General features: G+C 73.4%; 16 protein-coding genes and 1 tRNA gene. 7 read left to right on the plus strand and 10 right to left on the minus strand.

Annotated features, from left to right (window positions below; all coding sequences use genetic code 11):
- On the plus strand, positions 1-168 hold the full coding sequence (locus tag ACWEPF_RS10875; RefSeq protein WP_452172329.1) for a hypothetical protein: 168 nt from the start codon (positions 1-3) through the stop codon (positions 166-168).
- A 109-nt stretch (positions 169-277) separates the two neighbouring features.
- Here the strand turns inward: ACWEPF_RS10875 and ACWEPF_RS10880 are convergent.
- From ACWEPF_RS10880 to ACWEPF_RS10915, 8 genes are all read right to left on the minus strand, one after another.
- A tRNA-Ala gene (locus tag ACWEPF_RS10880) sits at positions 278-354 on the minus strand.
- 56 nt (positions 355-410) lie between these two features.
- Positions 411-1,502, minus strand: a complete 1,092-nt coding sequence (sepX, locus tag ACWEPF_RS10885) for a divisome protein SepX/GlpR (protein WP_452172330.1) — start codon at positions 1,500-1,502, stop codon at positions 411-413.
- 150 nt (positions 1,503-1,652) lie between these two features.
- Complete coding sequence (locus ACWEPF_RS10890; RefSeq protein WP_345282576.1) at positions 1,653-2,252, minus strand: GNAT family N-acetyltransferase; 600 nt, start codon at positions 2,250-2,252, stop codon at positions 1,653-1,655.
- A 23-nt stretch (positions 2,253-2,275) separates the two neighbouring features.
- A complete protein-coding gene (locus ACWEPF_RS10895; RefSeq protein ID WP_452172331.1) occupies positions 2,276-2,815 on the minus strand; it encodes a MogA/MoaB family molybdenum cofactor biosynthesis protein in 540 nt (179 codons plus the stop codon).
- Entirely contained in the window at positions 2,812-3,294 is a 483-nt protein-coding gene (gene moaC, locus ACWEPF_RS10900; protein ID WP_345282560.1) for a cyclic pyranopterin monophosphate synthase MoaC, read from the minus strand. The genes ACWEPF_RS10895 and moaC overlap by 4 nt, the downstream gene beginning before the upstream one ends.
- Positions 3,295-3,350: 56 nt before the next feature.
- Entirely contained in the window at positions 3,351-4,652 is a 1,302-nt protein-coding gene (gene glp / locus ACWEPF_RS10905) for a molybdotransferase-like divisome protein Glp (RefSeq protein ID WP_452172332.1), read from the minus strand.
- A 19-nt stretch (positions 4,653-4,671) separates the two neighbouring features.
- A complete protein-coding gene (gene galU / locus ACWEPF_RS10910) occupies positions 4,672-5,589 on the minus strand; it encodes a UTP--glucose-1-phosphate uridylyltransferase GalU (RefSeq protein ID WP_345282556.1) in 918 nt (305 codons plus the stop codon).
- A 72-nt stretch (positions 5,590-5,661) separates the two neighbouring features.
- Positions 5,662-6,699 carry a GGDEF domain-containing protein gene (locus ACWEPF_RS10915; RefSeq protein ID WP_452172333.1) on the minus strand — a complete coding sequence of 346 codons (1,038 nt, stop codon included), beginning with the start codon at positions 6,697-6,699 and terminating at the stop codon, positions 5,662-5,664.
- A gap of 80 nt (positions 6,700-6,779) precedes the next feature.
- Between ACWEPF_RS10915 and ACWEPF_RS10920 the strand changes: the two genes are divergently transcribed.
- On the plus strand, positions 6,780-7,367 hold the full coding sequence (locus ACWEPF_RS10920) for a 5-formyltetrahydrofolate cyclo-ligase (RefSeq protein ID WP_452172334.1): 588 nt from the start codon (positions 6,780-6,782) through the stop codon (positions 7,365-7,367).
- 7 nt (positions 7,368-7,374) lie between these two features.
- Here the strand turns inward: ACWEPF_RS10920 and ACWEPF_RS10925 are convergent, their stop codons facing one another.
- Positions 7,375-12,414, minus strand: a complete 5,040-nt coding sequence (locus ACWEPF_RS10925; RefSeq protein ID WP_452172335.1) for an HD domain-containing protein — start codon at positions 12,412-12,414, stop codon at positions 7,375-7,377.
- 19 nt (positions 12,415-12,433) lie between these two features.
- A complete protein-coding gene (locus tag ACWEPF_RS10930; RefSeq protein WP_449796219.1) occupies positions 12,434-15,163 on the minus strand; it encodes a penicillin acylase family protein in 2,730 nt (909 codons plus the stop codon).
- A gap of 379 nt (positions 15,164-15,542) precedes the next feature.
- Here ACWEPF_RS10930 and ACWEPF_RS10935 point away from each other — a divergent pair, with 379 nt between their 5' ends.
- From ACWEPF_RS10935 to mscL, 5 genes are all read left to right on the plus strand, one after another.
- Complete coding sequence (locus tag ACWEPF_RS10935; RefSeq protein ID WP_452172336.1) at positions 15,543-17,042, plus strand: potassium/proton antiporter; 1,500 nt, start codon at positions 15,543-15,545, stop codon at positions 17,040-17,042.
- A gap of 322 nt (positions 17,043-17,364) precedes the next feature.
- Positions 17,365-18,687: an MFS transporter gene (locus ACWEPF_RS10940; RefSeq protein WP_452172337.1), complete on the plus strand. Its 1,323-nt coding sequence runs from the start codon at positions 17,365-17,367 to the stop codon at positions 18,685-18,687.
- 81 nt (positions 18,688-18,768) lie between these two features.
- A complete protein-coding gene (locus tag ACWEPF_RS10945) occupies positions 18,769-19,086 on the plus strand; it encodes an FmdB family zinc ribbon protein (RefSeq protein WP_452172338.1) in 318 nt (105 codons plus the stop codon).
- Between the two features lie 209 nt (positions 19,087-19,295).
- On the plus strand, positions 19,296-19,601 hold the full coding sequence (locus ACWEPF_RS10950) for a hypothetical protein (protein ID WP_452172339.1): 306 nt from the start codon (positions 19,296-19,298) through the stop codon (positions 19,599-19,601).
- 71 nt (positions 19,602-19,672) lie between these two features.
- The gene (gene mscL / locus ACWEPF_RS10955; protein ID WP_345282542.1) at positions 19,673-20,113 is read left to right on the plus strand and encodes a large conductance mechanosensitive channel protein MscL; all 441 of its coding nucleotides are present in this window, start codon (positions 19,673-19,675) and stop codon (positions 20,111-20,113) included.
- Positions 20,114-20,139: the final 26 nt, after the last annotated feature.

Here is a 20,139-nt window from a genome sequence, read left to right on the forward strand (position 1 = left end):
GTGCAGCTGACCCCCGAGGAACTCGTCGCGGAGTTCACCGACGCGGTGCTGGAGCTCTACTTCGCCCGCAAGCGGATCGGCGCGCTGGAGGCGGAGAACGCCGCCCTGCGCGCCGCCCTGGCCCAGGCCCCGGCACCGGTGGAGCCCGAACCGGGCCTCCCCGCCTGACGGGGCGCCAGTCCGGGCCGGTGGCCACTCCCCGGGGTGCCGCCGGCTCCGCCGCGTCCCGGGAAAGCAGAAGTCCCGCCCGGTCCGAGGACCGAGCGGGACTTCTTGTTGGTGGAGCTGAGGGGATTCGAACCCCTGACCCCCTCGATGCGAACGAGGTGCGCTACCGGACTGCGCCACAGCCCCAACGAGAAGAAACTCTAGCACCTTCCGGAGGGGGCTCGTGACCACCCCTCACCTGGCTACTCGTTCGCCGCCCGGGGGCGGGACGGGTAGTCCGCCTCGGCCGCCGCCTCGGCCCGTGCCTCGGCGCGCGCCCGGTCCGGGTCGGCGTACTGGTCGAAGAGCGGGGTGTTGGCGGCACGGCCCGAGTCCCAGGCGGTGGCGCGGGCGTCCAGGCCCGGAGTGGTGCGCGGGGCGACCGGGGCCGTGACGTAGGTGGGGAGCGGGACGGGCACGGGCTCCCAGGAGTCGGGGCCGGCCGGGGCGCGGTCGCGCATGCCGTCCACCCACTCCTCGTGGTCGGTGGCCTCGACCAGGGCGGAGTCGGTGGTGGCCAGCCGCAGGTGCGGACGGGCCGAGGGGGCGGCGGCCGCCCCCCGGGCCGGGGAAGGGGCCTGACGGGGCGTCGGGGCCGCCTCGGCGGGGGCCGGGCCCGGGGCGGGGACGGCCGGGGCGGCGGCCGCCCTGGTCCGCTCGCGCTCGCGCAGCCGCTCGGCGGCGCGGGCCGCCCGGGTGCGGTCCAGCTTCACCTCGTACCGCTGACGCTCCAGCCGGCGCAGGTGGCCGATGTAGAGGGTCAGCAGCAGGGCGGGCAGGGCGGGGATCCAGAGGAAGGCCACGCCGAGCACGGCGGCGGCGACCGCTCCGGCCGCGAAGGCCAGGAAGAGGGTGGTGACCATCCGGCGGCGGCGCGCCAGCAGTCGCGCACGGCCCTCGGTCGAGCCGTGCGCGGTCTCGCGCGCGGGGGTGGCCGTGGTGACGGGGGCGCTCGGCGCCGCTTCGGGCGCGGGGTCGCCGATCGGGGCCCGGTCGGCCTGCCGCTCGGGCGGCTCGCCGGCCGCGAACGCCTCGGCGGGCACGCCCGCGAGATCGCCGGCGGGGTCGCCGGGCTCGCCGGGGACGGGTCCGTCGCCGGTGCTGGTCTCCTCGCCGAGTGCCTTCGATGCCCGCCGCTCCATGGCCGACCGTCCGGCCAGCAGGCGGATCGCGGTACTGAAGCGTTCCGTCGGACGGGCCTCGTTGAGCTCGTCCTGCCTGCGGAGCCACATCGGCACCAGATAGGCGGCCCAGGCTCCTACGATGACCGCGTAGATAAGGCCGCTACTGCTCACGTTTCACACGGTACGGGCGCGGGGGAAGGCCCGGCAGCAATTTGGCGCGGCGTGTCGTGTGATCAAGCTGATTCTCCGACTATTTTGCCGGTATTTGTGACCACTCGCCCCGGCCGCGATGCCATATCGATATCTATTTCGAACACTTATTCAATTACCGGGCGTGCCTTGGCCCCTGACCCACCGCCAGCGGTTCAGCATGCCCTCCGGGACCTCTTCCGCGGTGAGTGCGTACACCAGGTGGTCGCGCCAGTCGCCGTCGATGTGGAGGTAGCGCGGACGCATTCCCTCCTCGCGGAAGCCGAGCTTCTCGGCCACCCGTCGGCTGGGCCGGTTCTCCGGCCGGATGCAGACCTCGATCCGGTGCAGTCCGAGCCCGGTGAAGCAGTGGTCGACGGCCAGCGCCACGGCGGTCGGCATGATGCCGCGCCCGGCCACCGACTCGTCCACCCAGTAGCCGACGTTGGCCGAGCACATCGAGCCCCAGGTGATCCCGCCCACCGTCAGCTGGCCGACCAGGCGGCCCCGGTGGAGCACCACGAAGGGCAGCATCCGCCCGGCGGCGGCCTCGTGCCGCAGGTAGCGGGCCATCTGACGGAAGGTCGGCCGGGCGGCGGCCGGGCGGGCGGCGCCGGCGGGCGGCACCGTCGCCTCCCAGCGGCGCAGCCAGTCCCGGTTGCGCTGGCTGAGCTCCTGCCAGGCCCGCTGGTCGCGGACCCGGATCGGACGCAACGCGACGTCGCCCTCCAGGAGTTCGACCTGCCAGGAGGCGTTCAGGAGGTGCTCCCCTCGTCGGCGGAGGCCGGGCCGGCGGAGGCGGAGGAGGGGTCCGCGACGGCCGGGCGGGGATGGTCCCCGCCGCCGAGCTGGTCCACCGCGTGCGGGAGCAGCGGCGTCAGCACGGCGATGCCGTCCTTGACGCCTCCGGTGGAGCCCGGCAGGTTGACGATCAGGGTACGTCCGGCCAGCCCGGCCAGCCCCCGGGACAGCGCCGAGGTGGGCACCTTCTCCCGCCCGTACGCCCGGACGGCCTCGGCGATGCCCGGGATCTGACGGTCGATCACCCGGGCGGTCATCTCCGGGGTCAGGTCCATCGGCGAGATGCCGGTGCCGCCGGTGGTCACCACCACGTCGTACCCGGCCGCCACGGCGGCCCGCAGCGCGGCCTCCACCGGCTCGCCGTCCGGGACCACCTGCGGGCCGTCCACGGCGAAGCCCATCGCGCGCAGGCCCTCGGCGACCAGCGGGCCGCCCTTGTCCTGGTAGACCCCGGCCGAGGCCCGGTTGGAGACCGTCAGGGCCAGCGCCTTCACCGCTGCACCGCCCAGTCGCCGCTCTTGCCGCCGGTCTTGGAGAGCACCCGGACGGCCTCGATCGTGGCGCCCTTGTCCACCGCCTTGACCATGTCGATCACGGTCAGCCCGGCCACCGCGACGGCGGTCAGCGCCTCCATCTCGACACCGGTCCGGTCGGCGGTGCGCACGGTGGCGGTGATCTCCACCGCGTCGTCGGCGACGGTGAGGTCGACCGTGACGCCGGAGATGGCGATCGGGTGGCAGAGCGGGATCAGGTCGGGGGTCTTCTTGGCCCCCATGATCCCGGCGATCCGGGCCACCGCGAGGGCGTCGCCCTTGGGCACGCCGGCGCCGCGCAGCAGCGCGACCACCTCGGGGGAGACCAGCACCCGCCCGGCCGCGACGGCGGTGCGGACGGTGGTGGCCTTCTCGGAGACGTCCACCATGCGGGCGGCGCCGGTCTCGTCGACGTGGGTGAGACGGGGTGTTTCGGACACGGGAACTCCACGGTGGCGCAGGCGAATACCCGCGCTACCGTACAGCCCCCCGTCGCTCAGTCCGTGAGAAGGACCACGTCGACGTCAGTTCCCGCCGCGAGCCGCGTCTCGTCCTCCGGGACGGTGATCAGGCAGTTCGCCCGGGCCAGCGCGCCGACCAGGTGCGAGCCCTCGCCGCCGACCGGGGCCACCGTCCCGTCCCCGGCGTACCAGCCGCGCAGGAACTGCCGCCGCCCGGCGGGCGAGCGCAGGTCCGCGGTGGTCCGGGCCCGGACCACCGGGCGGTGCACGTCGGTGGCGCCGAGCATGGTGCGGATCACCGGGCGGACGAAGAGCTCGAAGGAGATGTACGCGGAGACCGGGTTGCCCGGCAGCGCGAGCAGCGGGGTGCCCTGGAGGCGGCCGAAGCCCTGCGGCTTGCCGGGCTGCATCCGGAGCTTGCGGAAGTCCATGTCGCCGTACTCGGCGAAGACCTCCTTGACCACGTCGTACGCGCCGACGCTGACCCCGCCGGAGGTGACGATCAGGTCGGCCCGGCCGAGCTGGTCCTCCAGCACCGAGCGGAGCACCGCCGCGTCGTCCGGGACGCCGCCCACCCGGTAGGCGATGGCGCCGGCGGCCTGGGCCGCGGCGGTCAGGGTGAAGCTGTTGGAGTCGGAGATCTGCCCGGGGCCGACCGCCTCGCCGGGCTGCACCAGCTCGCTGCCGGTGGAGAGCACCACCACCCGGGGGCGCGGCACCGCCTTCACCGTGGCGCGGCCGATCGCGGCCAGCAGGCCGAGCTGGGTGGGGCCGAGCAGGGCGCCCGCGTCGAGCACCTTCTCCCCCGCCGGGAGGTCGCTGCCCCGGCGGCGGACGTGCTGCCCGGCCTCGACCGGGCGGAGCACCCGGACCTCCTCGGGGCCCTCGGGCGCCGCGGTCATCGCCTCGGCGGCGATCCCGGTGCCGGCGCCGCCGTCGGTCCACTCGACCGGGGCCACCGCCTCGGCGCCGGGCGGCATCGGGGCACCGGTCATGATCCGGGCCGCCTGGCCCGGGCCGACCTTGGGGAGCTCACCGGCCCCGGCGGCGATCTCGCCGACCACCGGGAGCACCGACGGGTACTGCTCGGTGGCGCCCTGGGTGTCGGCGGTACGGACGGCGTAGCCGTCCATCGAGCTGTTGTCGAAGGGCGGCAGGTCGACCCCGGACACCACGTCCTCGGCCAGCCGGCAGCCCTGGGCGTCGAGCAGCTGGAGCTCGATCGCCGGGAGCGGACCGACACCTGACAGCACGTCGGCCAGGTGCTCGGCCACGCTCCACATGCGCGGCGGTGCCGGGACCTCTTCGCAGCAGGAATCAGCAGTGGTCCCGGTCATCGCCTCACTCGCCTTCTGGTCAGTCCTGCATCTCGGCGCCGACGAAGTCCTTCAGCCAGCCGCGGAACTCCGGGCCCAGGTCCTCACGTTCGCACGCGAGACGGACGATAGCGCGAAGGTAGTCGGCGCGGTCACCGGTGTCGTAACGACGGCCCTTGAACAGCACGCCGTGGACCGGACCGCCCTCGGTCTCGTCCCGGGTGGCCAGGGTGCGCAGCGCGTCGGTCAGCTGGATCTCGCCGCCGCGGCCGGGCTCCGTCTCGCGCAGCACGTCGAAGACGGCCGGGTCGAGGATGTAGCGGCCGATCACCGCGTAGTTCGACGGGGCGTCAGCCGTCTCCGGCTTCTCCACCAGGTCGGTGATCCGGAAGACGTCCTCGCCGAAGCCGTTGGCCTTGACGGCGGCGCAGCCGTAGAGGTGGATCTGCTCCGGCTCGACCTCCATCAGGGCCACCACCGAGCCGCCCAGCTCCTGCTGGACCTCGATCATGCGGGCCAGCAGCGGGTCGCGCGGGTCGATCAGGTCGTCACCGAGCAGGACCGCGAACGGCTGGCCGGCCACGTGCTGCTCGGCCACCGAGACGGCGTGGCCGAGGCCCTTCGGGTCGCCCTGGCGGACGTAGTGCATGTTGGCCAGCTGGACCGACTCCTGCACGCGGCGCAGCTTGTCCTGGTCACCCTTGCGGGCGAGCAGCTCCTCCAGCTCGTACGCGCGGTCGAAGTGGTCCTCGAGCGCGCGCTTGTTGCGGCCGGTCACCATCAGTATGTCGGAGAGGCCGGCGGCCGCCGCCTCCTCGACCACGTACTGGATGGCGGGTTTGTCGACGACCGGCAGCATCTCCTTCGGGGTGGCCTTGGTCGCGGGGAGGAAGCGCGTCCCCAGTCCGGCGGCAGGGACCACGGCCTTGGTAACGGGGATGCGGGCGTTCGTCGTCATGTGTCAGACCTTATAGGGGCGGAATTCCGCCACACTGAGAGCTGGGTGAACCGATCGTGAACTGCCGAACCGTCAGGAACCCGGCTCGGCGGCGACGGCCGGAGTGTGGGCAGCACCGGCCGGGGTGAGGGTGGCCTTGCCGGTACAGGGCGACAGAGTACCGGGGATTTGTTGCGGTTCCGTGCGGGCTGCATCGGCGGGCACTCCCGGAACTGCACCCGTGAACACCCGCCGGCGATTCCCGCCGCACTCCTGTTGCCCCTCCGTACTGCCCACCACTGCCCGTTCCGACACACCCGGCGTCGAACTCGCCGCCGCACCCGCCGCCGCACCCGCCGTCGGACTCGCCGCCGCGCCCGGAACGGCCCGTTCCGCCCCGGTCCCCGCCGGGCCCGCGTCGGCCGTCCCCCGCCAGCAGTCGCCACCCGCCGCCCGGGCCGCCGCCAGCGCGCGGTCGGCCGCGCGCAGCAGCAGCGCCGCGTGCCCGCCGTCCTCCGGCAGCACCGCGATGCCGACCGCCGCCGTCAGCCCGTTCCCGCTGACCGGGCGGCGGGGGGCCGGACCGGCCGGGGACCAGTCGAGCAGCTGGTGGCGGCGGACCGTCCAGCAGAGCCGCTCGGCCACGTGCGCCGCGCCCTCCGGGCCGGTGTCCGGCAGCACCACCAGGAACTCCTCGCCGCCGTACCGGCCGAGGGTGTCGGAGCGCCGGATCTCGACGCTGAGCCGCTGGGCCAGGTCGCGCAGCACCGCGTTCCCCCGGCCCCGCCCGTGCTCGGCCACCACCGCGTCGAAGCCCGCGATCTCCAGCATCAGCAGCGCCAGCGGCCGGAGCGGCGCCCCCGGGTCGACCCGGCGGGCCCGCTCCACCTCGCGGTCCAGGGTGAGTTGGAGGTGGCGGTAGTTCCACACGCCGGTGAGCGGGTCGCACGAGGCGGTGCGCTGGAGCGCGTCCCGCTCGGCCGTCAGCTCGGCCAACTGCCGCCGCAGCTCCGCCTCCCTCGCCTCGGCGGCCGTCGCCGACCGGCGCAGCCGACCGCCCGTCAGCACGGCGGCGCCCAGCGCGGGCAGACCGAGCCCGGCCAGGGCCTGGAGGAGCAACGGGGTGGACATCCGGGGCCTTCCACGTGACAGGCTCTCGGCACCCGGCGGGGATCGCGCCGACCGGGCCGGAGCGGACCAGGGAGTATCCGGTGCACAACGACAAGGCCGAGCTGAGGACACGGCTCCTCGCCGAACGACGGGCGCTCACCCCGGAACAGCGGGCGCGCGCGGCCACCGCGCTCGCCGCGCACGCCGGGGCGCTCGCCCGGCCCGGCGAGACCGTCGCGGCCTACGTCTCGGTCGGCGGCGAACCCGGTACCCGCCCCCTGCTGGACGCCCTGCGCGCGGCCGGCGCCCGGGTCCTGCTGCCCGTCCTGCTGCCCGACAACGACCTCGACTGGGCCGAGTACACCGGCCCCGAGACCCTCGCCCCCGCCTCCCGCGGCCTGCTCGAACCCACCGGCCCCCGGCTCGGCCCCGACTCGGTGACCGGGGCCGCCCTGGTCCTCCTCCCCGGCCTCGCCGTGGACCGACGGGGCATCAGGCTCGGCCGCGGCGGCGGCTCCTACGACCGCGTCCTGGCCCGCCTGGCCCGCCACGGCGCCACCCCGGTCCTGGCCACCCTGCTGCACGACCCCGAGCTGCTCCCCGAGGTCCCCGCCGAACCCCACGACCTCCCGGTCCACGCCGCCGTCACCCCCTCCGGGGTGCACTGGTTCGGCGCGGCCGGAGCCTGACGGGCCGTCACTCCCCCGGGGCCGGGAGCTCCAGACCGAACAGCTCCGCGTAGTGCCCGAGCCGTTCCCGCACCCACTCGGCGCTCTCCCCGACCGCGTCCGCCGCCCGCGCCGGCCACTCCGGGTCCACCCGGCCCGCCAGCGCGGGCAGGCGGCCGTCCAGCCCCTCGGAGAGCACCGCGAGGTCCTGCCAGAGCGGCAGCACGTCCGGCACGCTCCGGAACGGCTCCCCCGCCGACTCCAGCGCCAGGTACGGCAGCAGGCGCCACCAGGTGGTGGTCACCGGCTCGCCGAGCCGGCCCGCGATGCTCACCAGGTCCAGCGGGGTCAGCGGTTCGCCGCGCTCGGAGACCCGGCACTCGGCGGACAGCGCGACCACGTCGGCGGCCGTCGGGACGGTGTCCGGCAGACCGGCGACCTGATCGTCGGTCAGCGGCGGGACGAGGGCACCGATGGCGCGCAGCTCGGCGAAGGAGCGGTAGGCGGTCCGGGCGCCCAGGCGTTTCCTCGCGGCGTACCGGAGCAGCGCCTCGGCGGTCAGCGGGATCCACCGGGGGCTCTCGGACCACTCGCTCTCGCCCGACTCGTCGGGCCCGCTCTCCACCAGCGCCCAGGCCATCTCCCGGGTCGGCTGACGGTCCGCCAGCCCCTCCGGGAAGGGCAGCGGCGCGAGCTCCGGCGGCAGCCCGAGGCGGGCGCACTCCTCGCGGGCGTTCCGCCAGACCTCGGTGAGGGACTGGCCGAGACTGAGTCCGGCCATGAACAGCACGGGTGGGGACGGCAGCACCGGGTAGTTGGCGCCGTCGAAGCCCGACTCCTGTCCGGAGAAGACGTAGCGGCCGAGGACGGGGAGGTCCTCCCAAGCCGTCAACAGCTCGGTGGCGGGCGGCACGTCGACACCTGCCTCGCGCAGCTCGTCGAGGACCAGGGCCGAATCCTTCGCCGAGGGGCTCACGAAACCCAGGTCGCGCAGAGAGACCCCCTGCTCCAGGGGGAGCTCCGCCTCCTGGAGCCAGTGGACGGCGTTCCCGCACTTCTCCGACGGCACCACCCCACGGCCCGCGCCACCGACCGCGTACCGCCGCCGGTACTCCATCCCCAGCGACTTGGCGGCCTTCGCCAAGTACTTCTCCGCCTTCCGGAGCGAGATGCCCGTGTCCGCGGCGAGCTCAACGGTCGCTCCCCATCCGAGGAACAACGTGCCTCGGCCGTCACGGCCGACGTAGTGGCGCAGGTAGTCGAAGAGGTCTTCGGGGACCTCGGCCCACCGGAGGACCTCCTCCGGGCTCGGAACCCGTACTCCCAGCCACGAGAAACGGTTCATCCCAGCCAGAGCCGCGAAGGGACTGACGCCCAGCCGGGCGGCGTTCGCCACCAGGTCCCACGGTTCGCTGACGGTCGACCAGGTCTCCCCGTCCGTCTGGTACAGCAGGTCCAGGTCATCGCTGTCGCAGACGTGCTTCCGGTGCCACTCGGGCACCTCGGCCAGCGGCTCGACGCCGAACGGGGCGTACCTGACGCAGTGTCCGGCCAGCTCGCCCAGAGCGGTCGCGGAGAGCTCCGAGGCCCGCACGATCCCGGTCAGGTCGCCGGGGGCGTGACGGTAGTCGTTCGCCTCCGGCCTCTGCCACCGTCGCCGGTCGGCCCCCAGGAGACCCTCGACGATCTTCTCGTCGCGCCACCCGGGCACCCAGTCCAGGGCTCCGGCCCGGACCGCGGGCCCCGACAGCCTCGGGTGGACGATCCTCAGCGCACGCGCCCGACGGATCACCTCGGCCACGGTGATCCCGTGGTCCCTGGCCGCGCGTACGGCCGTGCGCCAATCGGAGTTCACCGAGGTGGCGATGGAGGCCCAGCCCGGCTCGGGCACCGGATGTCCCGTCAGTACCGCCGGAAGCGCCGTCTCCTGGTCATCCGGGCGCTGGCCGAGCGCAACGGTGCGCCACGGCTCCAACCTCTCGAACACCACGCGCTCCCCGCTCGACGGGTCGAGGTGCCCGTAGAGGTGCCGGTCCAGGCGGAACCACCCGGTCTCGTCCAGGTTCACCGATCGGCCGTACTGGTCCCTGACCTGAAGACCCCGTCCCTTCCAGCGGCTCCAGAGCAGAGTGGCCGCCCCCAGGTGGTGGCGTTCCAGTTCGTGCAGCCAACCGAGCGTCAGCAACGGCCACGCGGCGAGCGCTTCCGCACCGAGCCCCCACTGCTCCGTCTCCCATTCCGTGTCGTACTGCTCCAGCTTCTTCCGGTTGACGCTCAACCTCCCGGCATGCGGGCCCGTGAGATTGAGGACGTATCCGAACGGACGCTTGTCGGTGGCGATCCCGTCGCACAGCACCGCTCCGGTCCCCTCGACCCACCAGAGCGTGCCCGGTACCGCCTCGACGGCCCTCCCGGCCTCCACCGTTCGCGGGCTCTCATCGCTCCGCAGCAACGCGCGCGGGAACAGCGCGGCCTGGAGCACCCCGGGCGCCCAGGACCGGGTCCGCTTCGCACCGTTCCAGACCTCCAGCCGGAACTCGCTGACCAGCACCAGTGAACGGAGCAGCTCCTCGCACGCGGCCCCCGAGAGCCGCCAGCCGTCCCTGAGGTACAGCCGGACCCGCGTACCGCCTTCCGGCAGGTCCGCGCCCGCCAGCTCCTGCACCCGGAACAGGCTCGCGCTCCCCGGGATGAAGACCCGCAGCGCCCTGGCCGCCGGGTACCCGTCCGGGCCCACCGGGCGGGTGACGATCTCCATCTCGTCGGCCAGCATGAAGTAGCTGAACACCCCGATGCCGAAACGGCTGTTCGGGTACAGCCGGAGTGCGCCGTCCTGCCGGAGCCAGGCGGCCTGCTCCCGCCGGAACTCCCGGGACTGGCCGAACCGGCGCCCCGCCCGGGTGAAGGTCTCCTTGAGCTGATCGACCGTCATGCCGACGCCGTTGTCGAGGCACTCCACGTAGCGGCCCCGCTCGTCCTCCCCCACCGTGATCCGGATGCCGCCCTCCCAGGGCGCGGGACAGCCGCCCGCACCCCGCAGGTAGCGCAGCCGCATCGCCCGGTACCGGCAGGCGTCCATCGCGTTCTGGTAGAGCTCCCGGACGGCCAGGTGGCGCTGGCCGTCGTACAGCTGCTCCCCCATCAGCAGCCGGCGCACCTCCGTCTGCGCCAGCGTGAAGCGCAGCAGCGGCACGTCGTAGGCCCGGCGGCCCTGCCGCTCGTCCGCGCGCAGCCTGCGGTCGGTCACGCCGGACGGCAGGCCGGCCAGCAGTGCCGTCTCGGCCGCCGGCCATCGCCGGGCCGCTTCACGGACCCGGCGGACCAGGCCGTCGGCCTCCTCCACGATCGCGGCGAGGGTCTCGTGGATCGCCGGGTGCGGGCAGACCGCGTCGAGGTGGACCTCGCCGGCCTCCGCGTGCCAGTCGGCGGCCCGCACGGCGGTGAGCAGTTCTCCGGGAAGCACCGGGTCGGAGACCACGAGGTGCTCGACGACGGTCTCCGGAAGCATCCGGGCGTCCACCGCGAACAGGACCGCCAACCGCAGGAGGGCCGCGAGGGCGCGGACCCGCAGGGTGCCGGACCCACCCGCCAGCGGGTAGCGCTCCGGCAGCCCCAGGGCCTCCGCCTCCGGCGGTTCCCCCAGCACCGGAGCCGCGGTGATCATCCGCAGGGCGGCCGACAACTCGGCCACCCGACCGGACGGCTGGGCGGCGCCACCGTTCGCCGGCATCATCCGGAGGGCGAGGCGGTCGGCGCGGTGCGGGGGCACCGGCAGCTCGTCCGTCTCGAAGCGCTCCGCGATCCAGCGGTGCACCAGCCAGAGCACGGCGGCGTCGAACTGGTGGTCCGTCACCTCGCCCAGCTCCCGCAGGAGCATGTCCCCGAGCCGTCCCGACACCTCGGGGTGGCGGGCCATCACCTGCTCGTACTGGCGCCGCTGTTCACCCGCGTCGTCCTCGTCGAGCGTCCAGCGCGGTTCGAACCGCGCGGCCTGGCTCAGCCGCTCCGCCCAGGCCGCCTCCCGCAGGAACACCCCGGCCACCAGCGCGGCGGCCTCCAGGGCGGACAGCTCGACGCCCTCGGGGAGCAGCCGGGGCAGCCGGTCACCGAGCACCCGCACCGGGAAGTCGTCGTCCGCCCAGGGATCCGGCAGGTCCTTCTGCGCGAGGTGCACCTGCCGGGCGACCTCGGTGGCGAGCTCGGTCAGGCACTCCTGGAGGTGCGTCACCAGCGCCGCCTCGGCCGCCGGCACCCGCGCCCAGAGCCCCGGCGCGTACACCGCCTCCTGCCAGCTCTCCAGCAGTCGACGGCCCTGTGCCACGGGGGTCGTCCGGGTCTCGTGCTCCAGGGCCGTCCCGTAGTGGATCCGGACGTCCTGCTCCCCGGCCCGCTCGCGCCGGGCGTACTGCCGGGTGAGCCGGGCGGCGGTCCCGTACAGCTCCTCCACCGTGCTGGCCTCGGTGAGCGGGTCGAAGGCGTCGGCCAGTGCCCTGGTGAAGAAGCTCCCGGCAGCCGAGTACCCGGCCCGCTGCCCGGGAGCGCAGGCCGTCATCACCGCGAAGCCGCCCTCCGGCGGCCCCTTGGTGATCCGGCTGCCGAACTCCGTGGTGCCGTCCTCCTCCTCGGCGGACCGGCAGGCGTCGATCAGCCAGAGCACGGTGCCGGCCCGGCAGGCCGTCAGGTAACGGCTCAGGTCGGCGTCCAGCAGGGACTCCAGGACGTGCGGCTGGTCCCAGCCGGACGTCCCGCCGTCCTCGGGTGCCCGGGCGTCCGCCGGCACCAGGTGGTCGGTGTCGCCCACCCGGATGCCGTGTCCGGTGTAGTGCAGCAGCACGGTGGAGCCGGGCGGGGCGTCCCGTGCGAGGCCGGCCAGGGCGGCGGTGATCTCGTTCCGGGTCGGGTCGCGCAGGACCTCGACCCGGTAGCCCGACCCGCCCAGGGCGGCGGCCAGCAGCCGCTGGTCGACGGCGACCGCCTCCGCCAGCGGCGGGAACCAGTCCCCCGCCGCCGGGGTCTCCCCCACGCCGATCAGCAGTGCGAGCCGCTCCGGCGCACCCTCCCCGCCCACCGTCCAGCTCCTTCCGGGTCTAACCGTTCGTCAGGACCAGGCGGTGCGTGGTGGCCTGGTCGACCTGGTCCGGGGAGTACGGCCAGGGCAGCAGGTTGCCGCGCTGCCAGTCGACGGTCTGGTCGTCGTAGTTGTCGTGGTAAGCGTGGCCGGAGGCGCCGCCGACGTTGATCCAGCGGGAGGCGTTGAAGTCGCTCAGGTCGACGACCATCCGCATCGAGGGGATCCAGTCCACCTGGTAGCCGGCCGCCGCGTTCCAGCCCGCAGCGTTGACCGCGGCGGTGCCGCCGGAGAGCCGGTACGGGCCGCGGTTGAGCAGGCGGTGCACCAGGCCGGAGGCGATCGAGGAGTCGTCCGAGCCGAGCGTCTGCTCCTTGAGCTCCAGGGTGTGCAGGCGGCCCCAGCTCCAGGTGGAGACGTCCTTGCCGAGGCGGGAGGTCAGGTCCTGGCGGGCGTTCTTGAGCGCCTGGGCGAGCAGGTTGCCCAGGCCCTTCTGGGTCTGCCGGTCGGAGTCCTTGTACTCCCACCAACTGGAGTCGGGCTGGGTGAGCAGCCGGCGGACCACCTCGGTCCAGCGGTCGCCGCCGTCCGGCTGCGCCTGGCCCGGGTCGCGGGTGCCGCAGACGGTGACCACGGGGTTCTTGTTGAGGTCGTCCTGCGGCAGGGTGTCGGCGGACTTCTGACGGACCAGCAGGCAGTCGCCCTCGGCGCGCAGTCCGGCCGGGAACTTCTGGCCGAAGGCCAGGGTGAGCAGCTGGCGCCAGACGCCGTTGTAGTAGGCGGCGGCGGCCGAGTCGGCGTCCTGGTTGTAGTTCCAGTCCTTGAGCAGGTCCTGGGCCTCGCGGACGTAGGGGTCGTCGATCCGGATCTTGAGCAGCAGCGGCACCAGGGTCCGGGCCATCACGCTGGTGTTGTCGAGCTGGATCGCCTTCATGTCCTCCGGCGAGATCTTGCCGCCGTTCTTGAGGCGGTCGGTGATCTGGTCGGTGATCTCCTTGGCGCGGGTGCCGTACTCCCAGTCGGTGGTGAGGACGGGCTTGTAGCTCTGGTCCACCACGGCCTGGTTGGCGGTGACGATGTAGCCCTCGGAGGGGTTGAGCACGTACGGCAGGGACTTGAAGGGGACGAAGTCGTACGCCCCGTTGGTGCCCTTCCAGCCGTAGGTGGAGTCCCAGCCCGGGGCGGGGTAGCGGCCGTCGCCCTTGGTGCGCTGGGGGATCATGCCGGGGGCCTGGTAGCCGATGTTGCCCTTGGTGTCGGCGTAGAGGAGGTTCTGCGCGGGGACGGCGAAGTCGGCGGCGGCGGCCCGGAACTGGTCCCAGTTGGCGGCCTGGTTGAGCTTGAAGACGGCGTCCATGGTCTTCCCCGGCACCAGCGCGGTCCACTGCAGGGCGACGCCGTAGCCGCCGGCCCGGTCGGGCGCGGAGTCGGCGGGGGCGTACTTGCCGACGTTCTGCTGCTCGGTGGACTTGTCGGAGATCAGCGGGCCGCGGTCGGTGGTGCGCACCACGATGGTGCGGTCCTCCCCGCCGGCCACCTTGATGGTCTCCTTGCGGGTCTCGAACTTCCGCTCCTGACCGTCCACCAGGTAGGTGTCCGGGCCGGTGACCTTCTCCAGGTAGAGGTCGGTCACGTCGGCGCCGAGGTTGGTGAAGCCCCAGGCCACGTCCTTGTTGTGGCCGATGACCACGCCGGGCATGCCCGCGAAGGTGAAGCCGGCGGTGTCGAAGCCGCAGGCCGGTCCGGTGGTGCGGCAGTGCAGGCCCATCTGGTACCAGATGGACGGGTTGGCCGGGCCGAGGTGCGGGTCGTTGGCCAGCAGCGGCTTGCCGGTGGTGGTGTGCTTGCCGTCCACCACCCAGGAGTTGGAGCCGATGCCCTGGCCCTGCCGGCCGAGCAGCTGCGGCATCGCGGCCATCTTCCCGGCCACGTCGCCGAGCAGCGAGGCGGTGACGGCGCGGGACTGGCCGGTCGGCTGGGCAGCGTTGGCCTGGCCGTCGGCCGGGCGGTAGGTGCCGTCGGCGCCGACCTTGCCGGTCTTCACGATGGTGCCGTTGCGGTCGTACGGGTACGGCGGGTAGAGCTGCTCGATCTTCTCGGCGCTGAAGTCCTGGGCCAGCAGCGAGCGGTCGATCTCCTCCTGCATGTTGCCCGAGAGGTTCCAGGCCATCGCCTTGAGCCAGGCCACCGAGTCGACCGGGCTCCACGGCTCGGGCGAGTAGTCGCCGTTCACGGTGCCGAGCAGGGCGTACTCCAGCGAGGCGGAGCTGCCGCCGGGGTGCTCCTTCAGCCAGGCGTTCACGCCGTCGCTGTAGGCCTGGAGGTACTTCTTGGTGTCGGCCGAGAGCTGGGTGTCGAACTCCTGCTGGGCCACCCGGCGCCAACCCATGGTGCGCAGGAAGGAGTCGGTCTCGACCTGGCCGTCGCCGAACATCTCGGACAGCCGCCCGGCGGTGACGTGCCGTCGGACGTCCATCTCCCAGAAGCGGTCCTGCGCCTGGACGTAGCCCTGGGCGCGGAAGAGGTCCTCGGCGGTGTCCGCGTACAGCTGCGGCACGCCCTTGGCGTCGCGCTTCACGTCCACCGGCGCGGTCATCCCGGCCACCTTGACGTTCCCGTCCAGCTGCGGGAAGGAGGCCTGCACCGTGTGCACGGCGAACCAGCCGCCGCCCACCGTGCCGGCGACCAACAGCACCACCAGCACGATCACGAGCAGACGAGCGCGCCGGAACCTCTTCGAGCGGGGCATCTGGTTGAGTCCTTGGCTGGGAGACGGGCGGCCGTGACAGACCACCACATTAGGGCGCACGCGCTTGCGGAGCTGCACTCGGGGCGCCCGTGGTCGGATCAGGTGGACCCTACCGGCCCTTCCCGAGACCGGAATCCGCCCCACCCCGCCCCGCACGGCGCCACCGAACCGGAACCCGTCCGACCCCGCCCCACCCGCCCGCACCGCCCCACCCCGCACGGCGCCTCCGAAGCGGAACCCGTTCGACCACATGTAAAAGAGCAGGTAAAATGTTAGACTGGGTAACGATCCCTGGATGACGGACCGTCAGGTCCCCTTCCGGGGCCTGCCTTCAGACGCTCCATCAGCCCGCCCCCTCACTGCGCCGAGGTGCCCCTGCGTGACTGTCGACGACCTGAACCGCTTCCTGCTCGAAGTCGCCGTGGTGCTCCTCTTCGCGGTCGTCGCCGTGCGCTTCTCCACCCGCACCGGCCTCCCCAGCCTGCTGATCTACCTCGGCATCGGCGTCGCGCTCGGCCAGAACGGACTCGGCATCGAGTTCGACAACGCCGAGCTCACCCAGGTACTGGGCTACGCGGCCCTGGTGGTGATCCTCACCGAGGGCGGACTGAAGACCAGTTGGCGCTCCATCAGACCCGTGATGCCCGCCGCCACCGTGCTGGCCACCTTCGGGGTCGCGGTCAGCGTCGCGGTCACCGCCCTCGGCGCGCACCTGCTGGCCGGCTTCGACTGGCGCACCTCGCTGCTGCTCGGCGCGATCGTCTCCTCCACCGACGCCGCGGCGGTCTTCTCGGTGCTGCGCACCGTCCCGCTGCCGTCCCGGCTGAACGGCCTCCTGGAGGCCGAGTCCGGCTTCAACGACGCCCCCGTGGTGATCCTGGTGGTCGCCTTCGCCACCACCGGCCCGCTGGACTCCTGGTACGCGCTGCTCGGCACGATCATCGCCGAGCTGGCCATCGGCGCGGCCGTCGGCCTCGCGGTCGGCAAGCTCGGCGCCTGGGCGGTGCGGCACATGGCACTGCCCTCCTCCGGCCTGTACCCGATCGCCGTGATGTCGCTCGCGGTCGGCGCCTACGCGGGCGGTGCGCTGCTGCACGGCTCCGGCTTCCTGGCCGTCTACATCGCCGCGGTGGTGCTCGGGAACTCCAAGCTCCCGCACGGCCCGGCGGTGCGCGGCTTCGCCGACGGACTGGCCTGGATCGGGCAGATCGGCATGTTCGTCCTGCTCGGCCTGCTCTGCACCCCCGGCACCATGGGCTCGGCCATCGTGCCCGCGCTGGTGATCGGCGCGGTGCTGGTCTTCGTCGCCCGGCCCGCCTCGGTCTTCGCCACCATGACCCCGTTCAAGCTGCCCTGGCGGGAGCAGGCCCTGCTCAGCTGGGCCGGGCTGCGCGGCGCGGTGCCGATCGTGCTGGCCACCATCCCGCTGGTGCTCCAGCAGGACTCGGCCCTGGCCAACGAGGTCTTCAACATCGTCTTCATCCTGGTCGTGGTCTTCACCCTGCTCCAGGGCCCGACCCTGCCGCTGGTGGCCAGGTGGCTCCGGATCGGCGAGGGCTCGATGGGCCGGGACCTGGGCATCGAGTCCGCCCCGCTGGAGCGGCTGCACGGGCAGCTGCTCTCGGTCGCCCTCTCCGCCGAATCCCGGATGTCCGGCGTCGAGGTCGGCGAACTCCGACTGCCGCCCGGGGCGGCCGTCACCCTGGTGGTCCGCGACGGCTCCAGCTTCGTGCCCGACCGCGCCACCGTGCTGCGGGCCGGCGACGAACTGCTGGTGGTCACCACCGAAGAGGTCAGCGAGGCCGCCGAGAAGCGGCTGCGCGCGGTGGACGAGGGCGGCAAGTTGGCCGGCTGGCTGCGCGGACGCTCCCGGCCCTAGGGGCTGGCTCCTTGAAGGCCTGACCTGGGTTTCGTTCCCCCGCGCCGGTGTTCACCGTGAATTCACCGGCGCGGAGGGGTGGCAGAGTCACGCTACCCGCGTAGAATGGCTCCGTAGATCTTCTGAGAACCGAACTGAAAACACCCGCTACATCTGCCTGAAGCAGAGTTGGCGCGACCGCTCGGCGGCCGCGTCCGGACGCCCCACCCTCGGCCGTCCGGGCCCGGTATCAACCCCGGTCGACGCGCGAGAGGACAGCTCTCGGCGCCGTCGGGGTCACCCACACCCCCACTGCGCTACCAGGCAGCAGGAAGGACCGACCGTGACGGCCCGCCGAACGGTCGACGACCCCACCCGCGTCGGATACGGTGCCCTGCTCCGCACGCCCGGCGCCTGGACGTTCCTGGCCCCCGCCTTCGTGGCGCGCCTGCCGTACGCGATGCTCAGCCTGGGCATCGTCCTGCTGGTCCTGGAGACCCACGGCTCGTACGGCACCGCCGGCAGCGTCGCCGCCGTCTCCGCCGTCGCACAGGCCTTGATCGGCCCGCAGACCGGACGCCTCGCCGACCGCCACGGGCAGGCCGCGGTCCTGCTGCCCAGCATCGCGGTGCACGCGGTCTCGGTGGCCGCCCTGATCGGCCTGGCCCTCGGCCACGCCCCCGCCTGGGCGCTCTTCCTCGCCGCCGCCCCCGCCGGCGCCAGCGTGCCGCAGATCGGCGCGATGGTCCGCTCCCGCTGGGTCGCCCGGCTCTCCGACTCCCCGGCCACCCTGAACACCGCCTTCGCCTTCGAGTCCGTCACCGACGAGTTCACCTTCGTCGTCGGGCCGGTGCTGGCCACCGCCATCGCCGCAGGGGTCTCCCCCACCGCGACCCTGATCGCGGAGGCCGCGCTCACCGTGGCCGGCGGCCTGGCCTTCGCCGCCCAGCGCTCCACCGCCCCGGCCCGCCACCCGCACGTCGAGGGCACCGAGCGCGTCTCCGCCCTCGCCTCCCCGGGCGTCCGACTGCTGGCGGCCTCCTTCCTGGGCGTCGGCACCGTCTTCGGCGCGCTCCAGGTCTCCATCACCGCCTTCGCCGAGAGCGTCGGCAAGGCCGACATGAACGGCGTCGTCTACGGGATCTTCGCCGGCGGCTCGATGGTGGCCGGCGTGGTCTACGGGCTGGTCAACTGGCGGCGCTCGGCCCGGCAGCGGATGCTCGCCTGCTACGCCCTGCTGCTGGCCGGCTGCTCCACCCTCTGGGCCATGCCCAACCTGGCCACCCTGACCGTCGCCGCACTCCTCTGCGGCCTGGCCATCGCCCCGACCCTGATCACCGGCTACACCCTGATCGAGACCCTGGTCGCGGACAACGCCAAGACCGAGGCCTTCACCTGGCTCACCGGCGCGATCGGCCTGGGCCTGGCCCTGGGCTCCACCGTGGCCGGACAGCTGATCGACTGGCGCGGCGCCTCGGCCGGCTTCACCGTCCCGCTGGCCGGGGTCGGCCTGGGCCTGGTGGCCCTGCTGGCCCTGCGCCACCTGCTGGTCGCGCCCGGCCCGGCGAGCCGTACGGTGGCCCGGTCCGAGAGCCGCTCCGAAGGCCGCGGCGGACAGCGCGTGGGTGGCCAGGCGGCGGTTCTCACACCGGCGGCGCTGGACTGATCCTGCGGAATGCCGCATCATTGACCATCGTTAGCACTCATCAGGTGAGAGTGCCAGGGGGAAGGCCAGGAGGAAGAACACGTGCCCACGTACCAGTACCAGTGCACCCAGTGCGGCCACGGCCTGGAGGCGGTCCAGAAGTTCACCGACGAGGCACTGACCACGTGCCCGGACTGCCAGGGCAAGCTCCGCAAGGTGTTCTCCGCCGTGGGCGTGGTGTTCAAGGGCTCCGGCTTCTACCGCACCGACAGCCGCTCCTCGTCGAGCAGCTCGGTGAGCTCCTCGTCCTCGTCGTCGTCCTCCTCCTCGGGATCGTCGACGTCGACCCCGGCGGCCGCTCCGGCGTCCTCGGGCGGCTCCAGCAGCGGTGGTTCGTCGAGCTCCGGCTCCGCGAGCTGAATCGATCCTTCCGTACGGCCCGGCACCCCGAGGTGCCGGGCCGTCGGCGTTCTCCCGAGCCCGTCCTCCGTACGGGTGAAGTCCGTTGTCCACAGGCCGGGGTTGTCCACAGGCAGTGGACGGTCTCCGCCGCGCCGCCTCGCGCCGCAGCACTCTGATCCCGCGACGCCCCCGCACCGTGCGGGGGCCCGGACCAGAGGCGGCGCCCGATGTCCACCACCCCGCTCACCCGCACCGGTTCCCGTCCCGGCGACGCCCGCACGGCCGTCCCGGCCGCCGCCCCCGCCGTGCCGCCGCGCCGGGTGGTGCCGCCCTTCCCGCCCATCCGCCGGGGCTCCGGCGGGCGGCACCGACTCCAGCAGGCCGTCCGGCACCGGCCCGGGCTGCTCGCCACCGGCCTGCTGGCCGCCGCCACCGCCCTGGCGGCCGGCCCGCTGCGCCCACCGGCCGGGCCGGTCCCGGCCGCCGAGGCCGTCGCGCTGCCCCGCTGCACCGGCTCCGCCCCACCCTCCTGACCAGCCCCCACGCGTCGCCGACCAGTGACGATCCGTCAATTCCGGGCCGTGGAATTCACCCGTGACCATCCGTGCTGACTGTCGTTCAGCGCGGCATGAAGGGCTTCAAGGAATTCCTGCTTCGCGGCAATGTCATCGACCTCGCCGTAGCCGTCGTGATCGGCGCGGCCTTCACCAAAGTCATCAACGCCTTCGTCGACGGCGTCATCAATCCGCTCGTCGGGGCGTTCGGCGCCAAGGACCTGTCCGCCTACTCGTCCTGCCTGAAGGGCCCCTGCTCGGTGGACGCCGACGGAAAGGTCACGTCCGGCATCCTCATCCTCTGGGGATCGGTGATCAGCGCGCTGATCACCTTCCTGATCACCGCAGCGGTGGTCTACTTCGTGCTCATCGTCCCGATGAAGCGCGTGATGGCCCGGTACAAGAGCCCGGCCGAGGAGGCCGCCGAGGCCGAGGCCAAGGAGGTCGCGCTGCTCACCGAGATCCGGGACGCGCTGGTCCGCCAGCGCTGACCGTCCCGCCCCCGGCACCACTCCCC

Source organism: Kitasatospora sp. NPDC004289 (assembly GCF_053602875.1).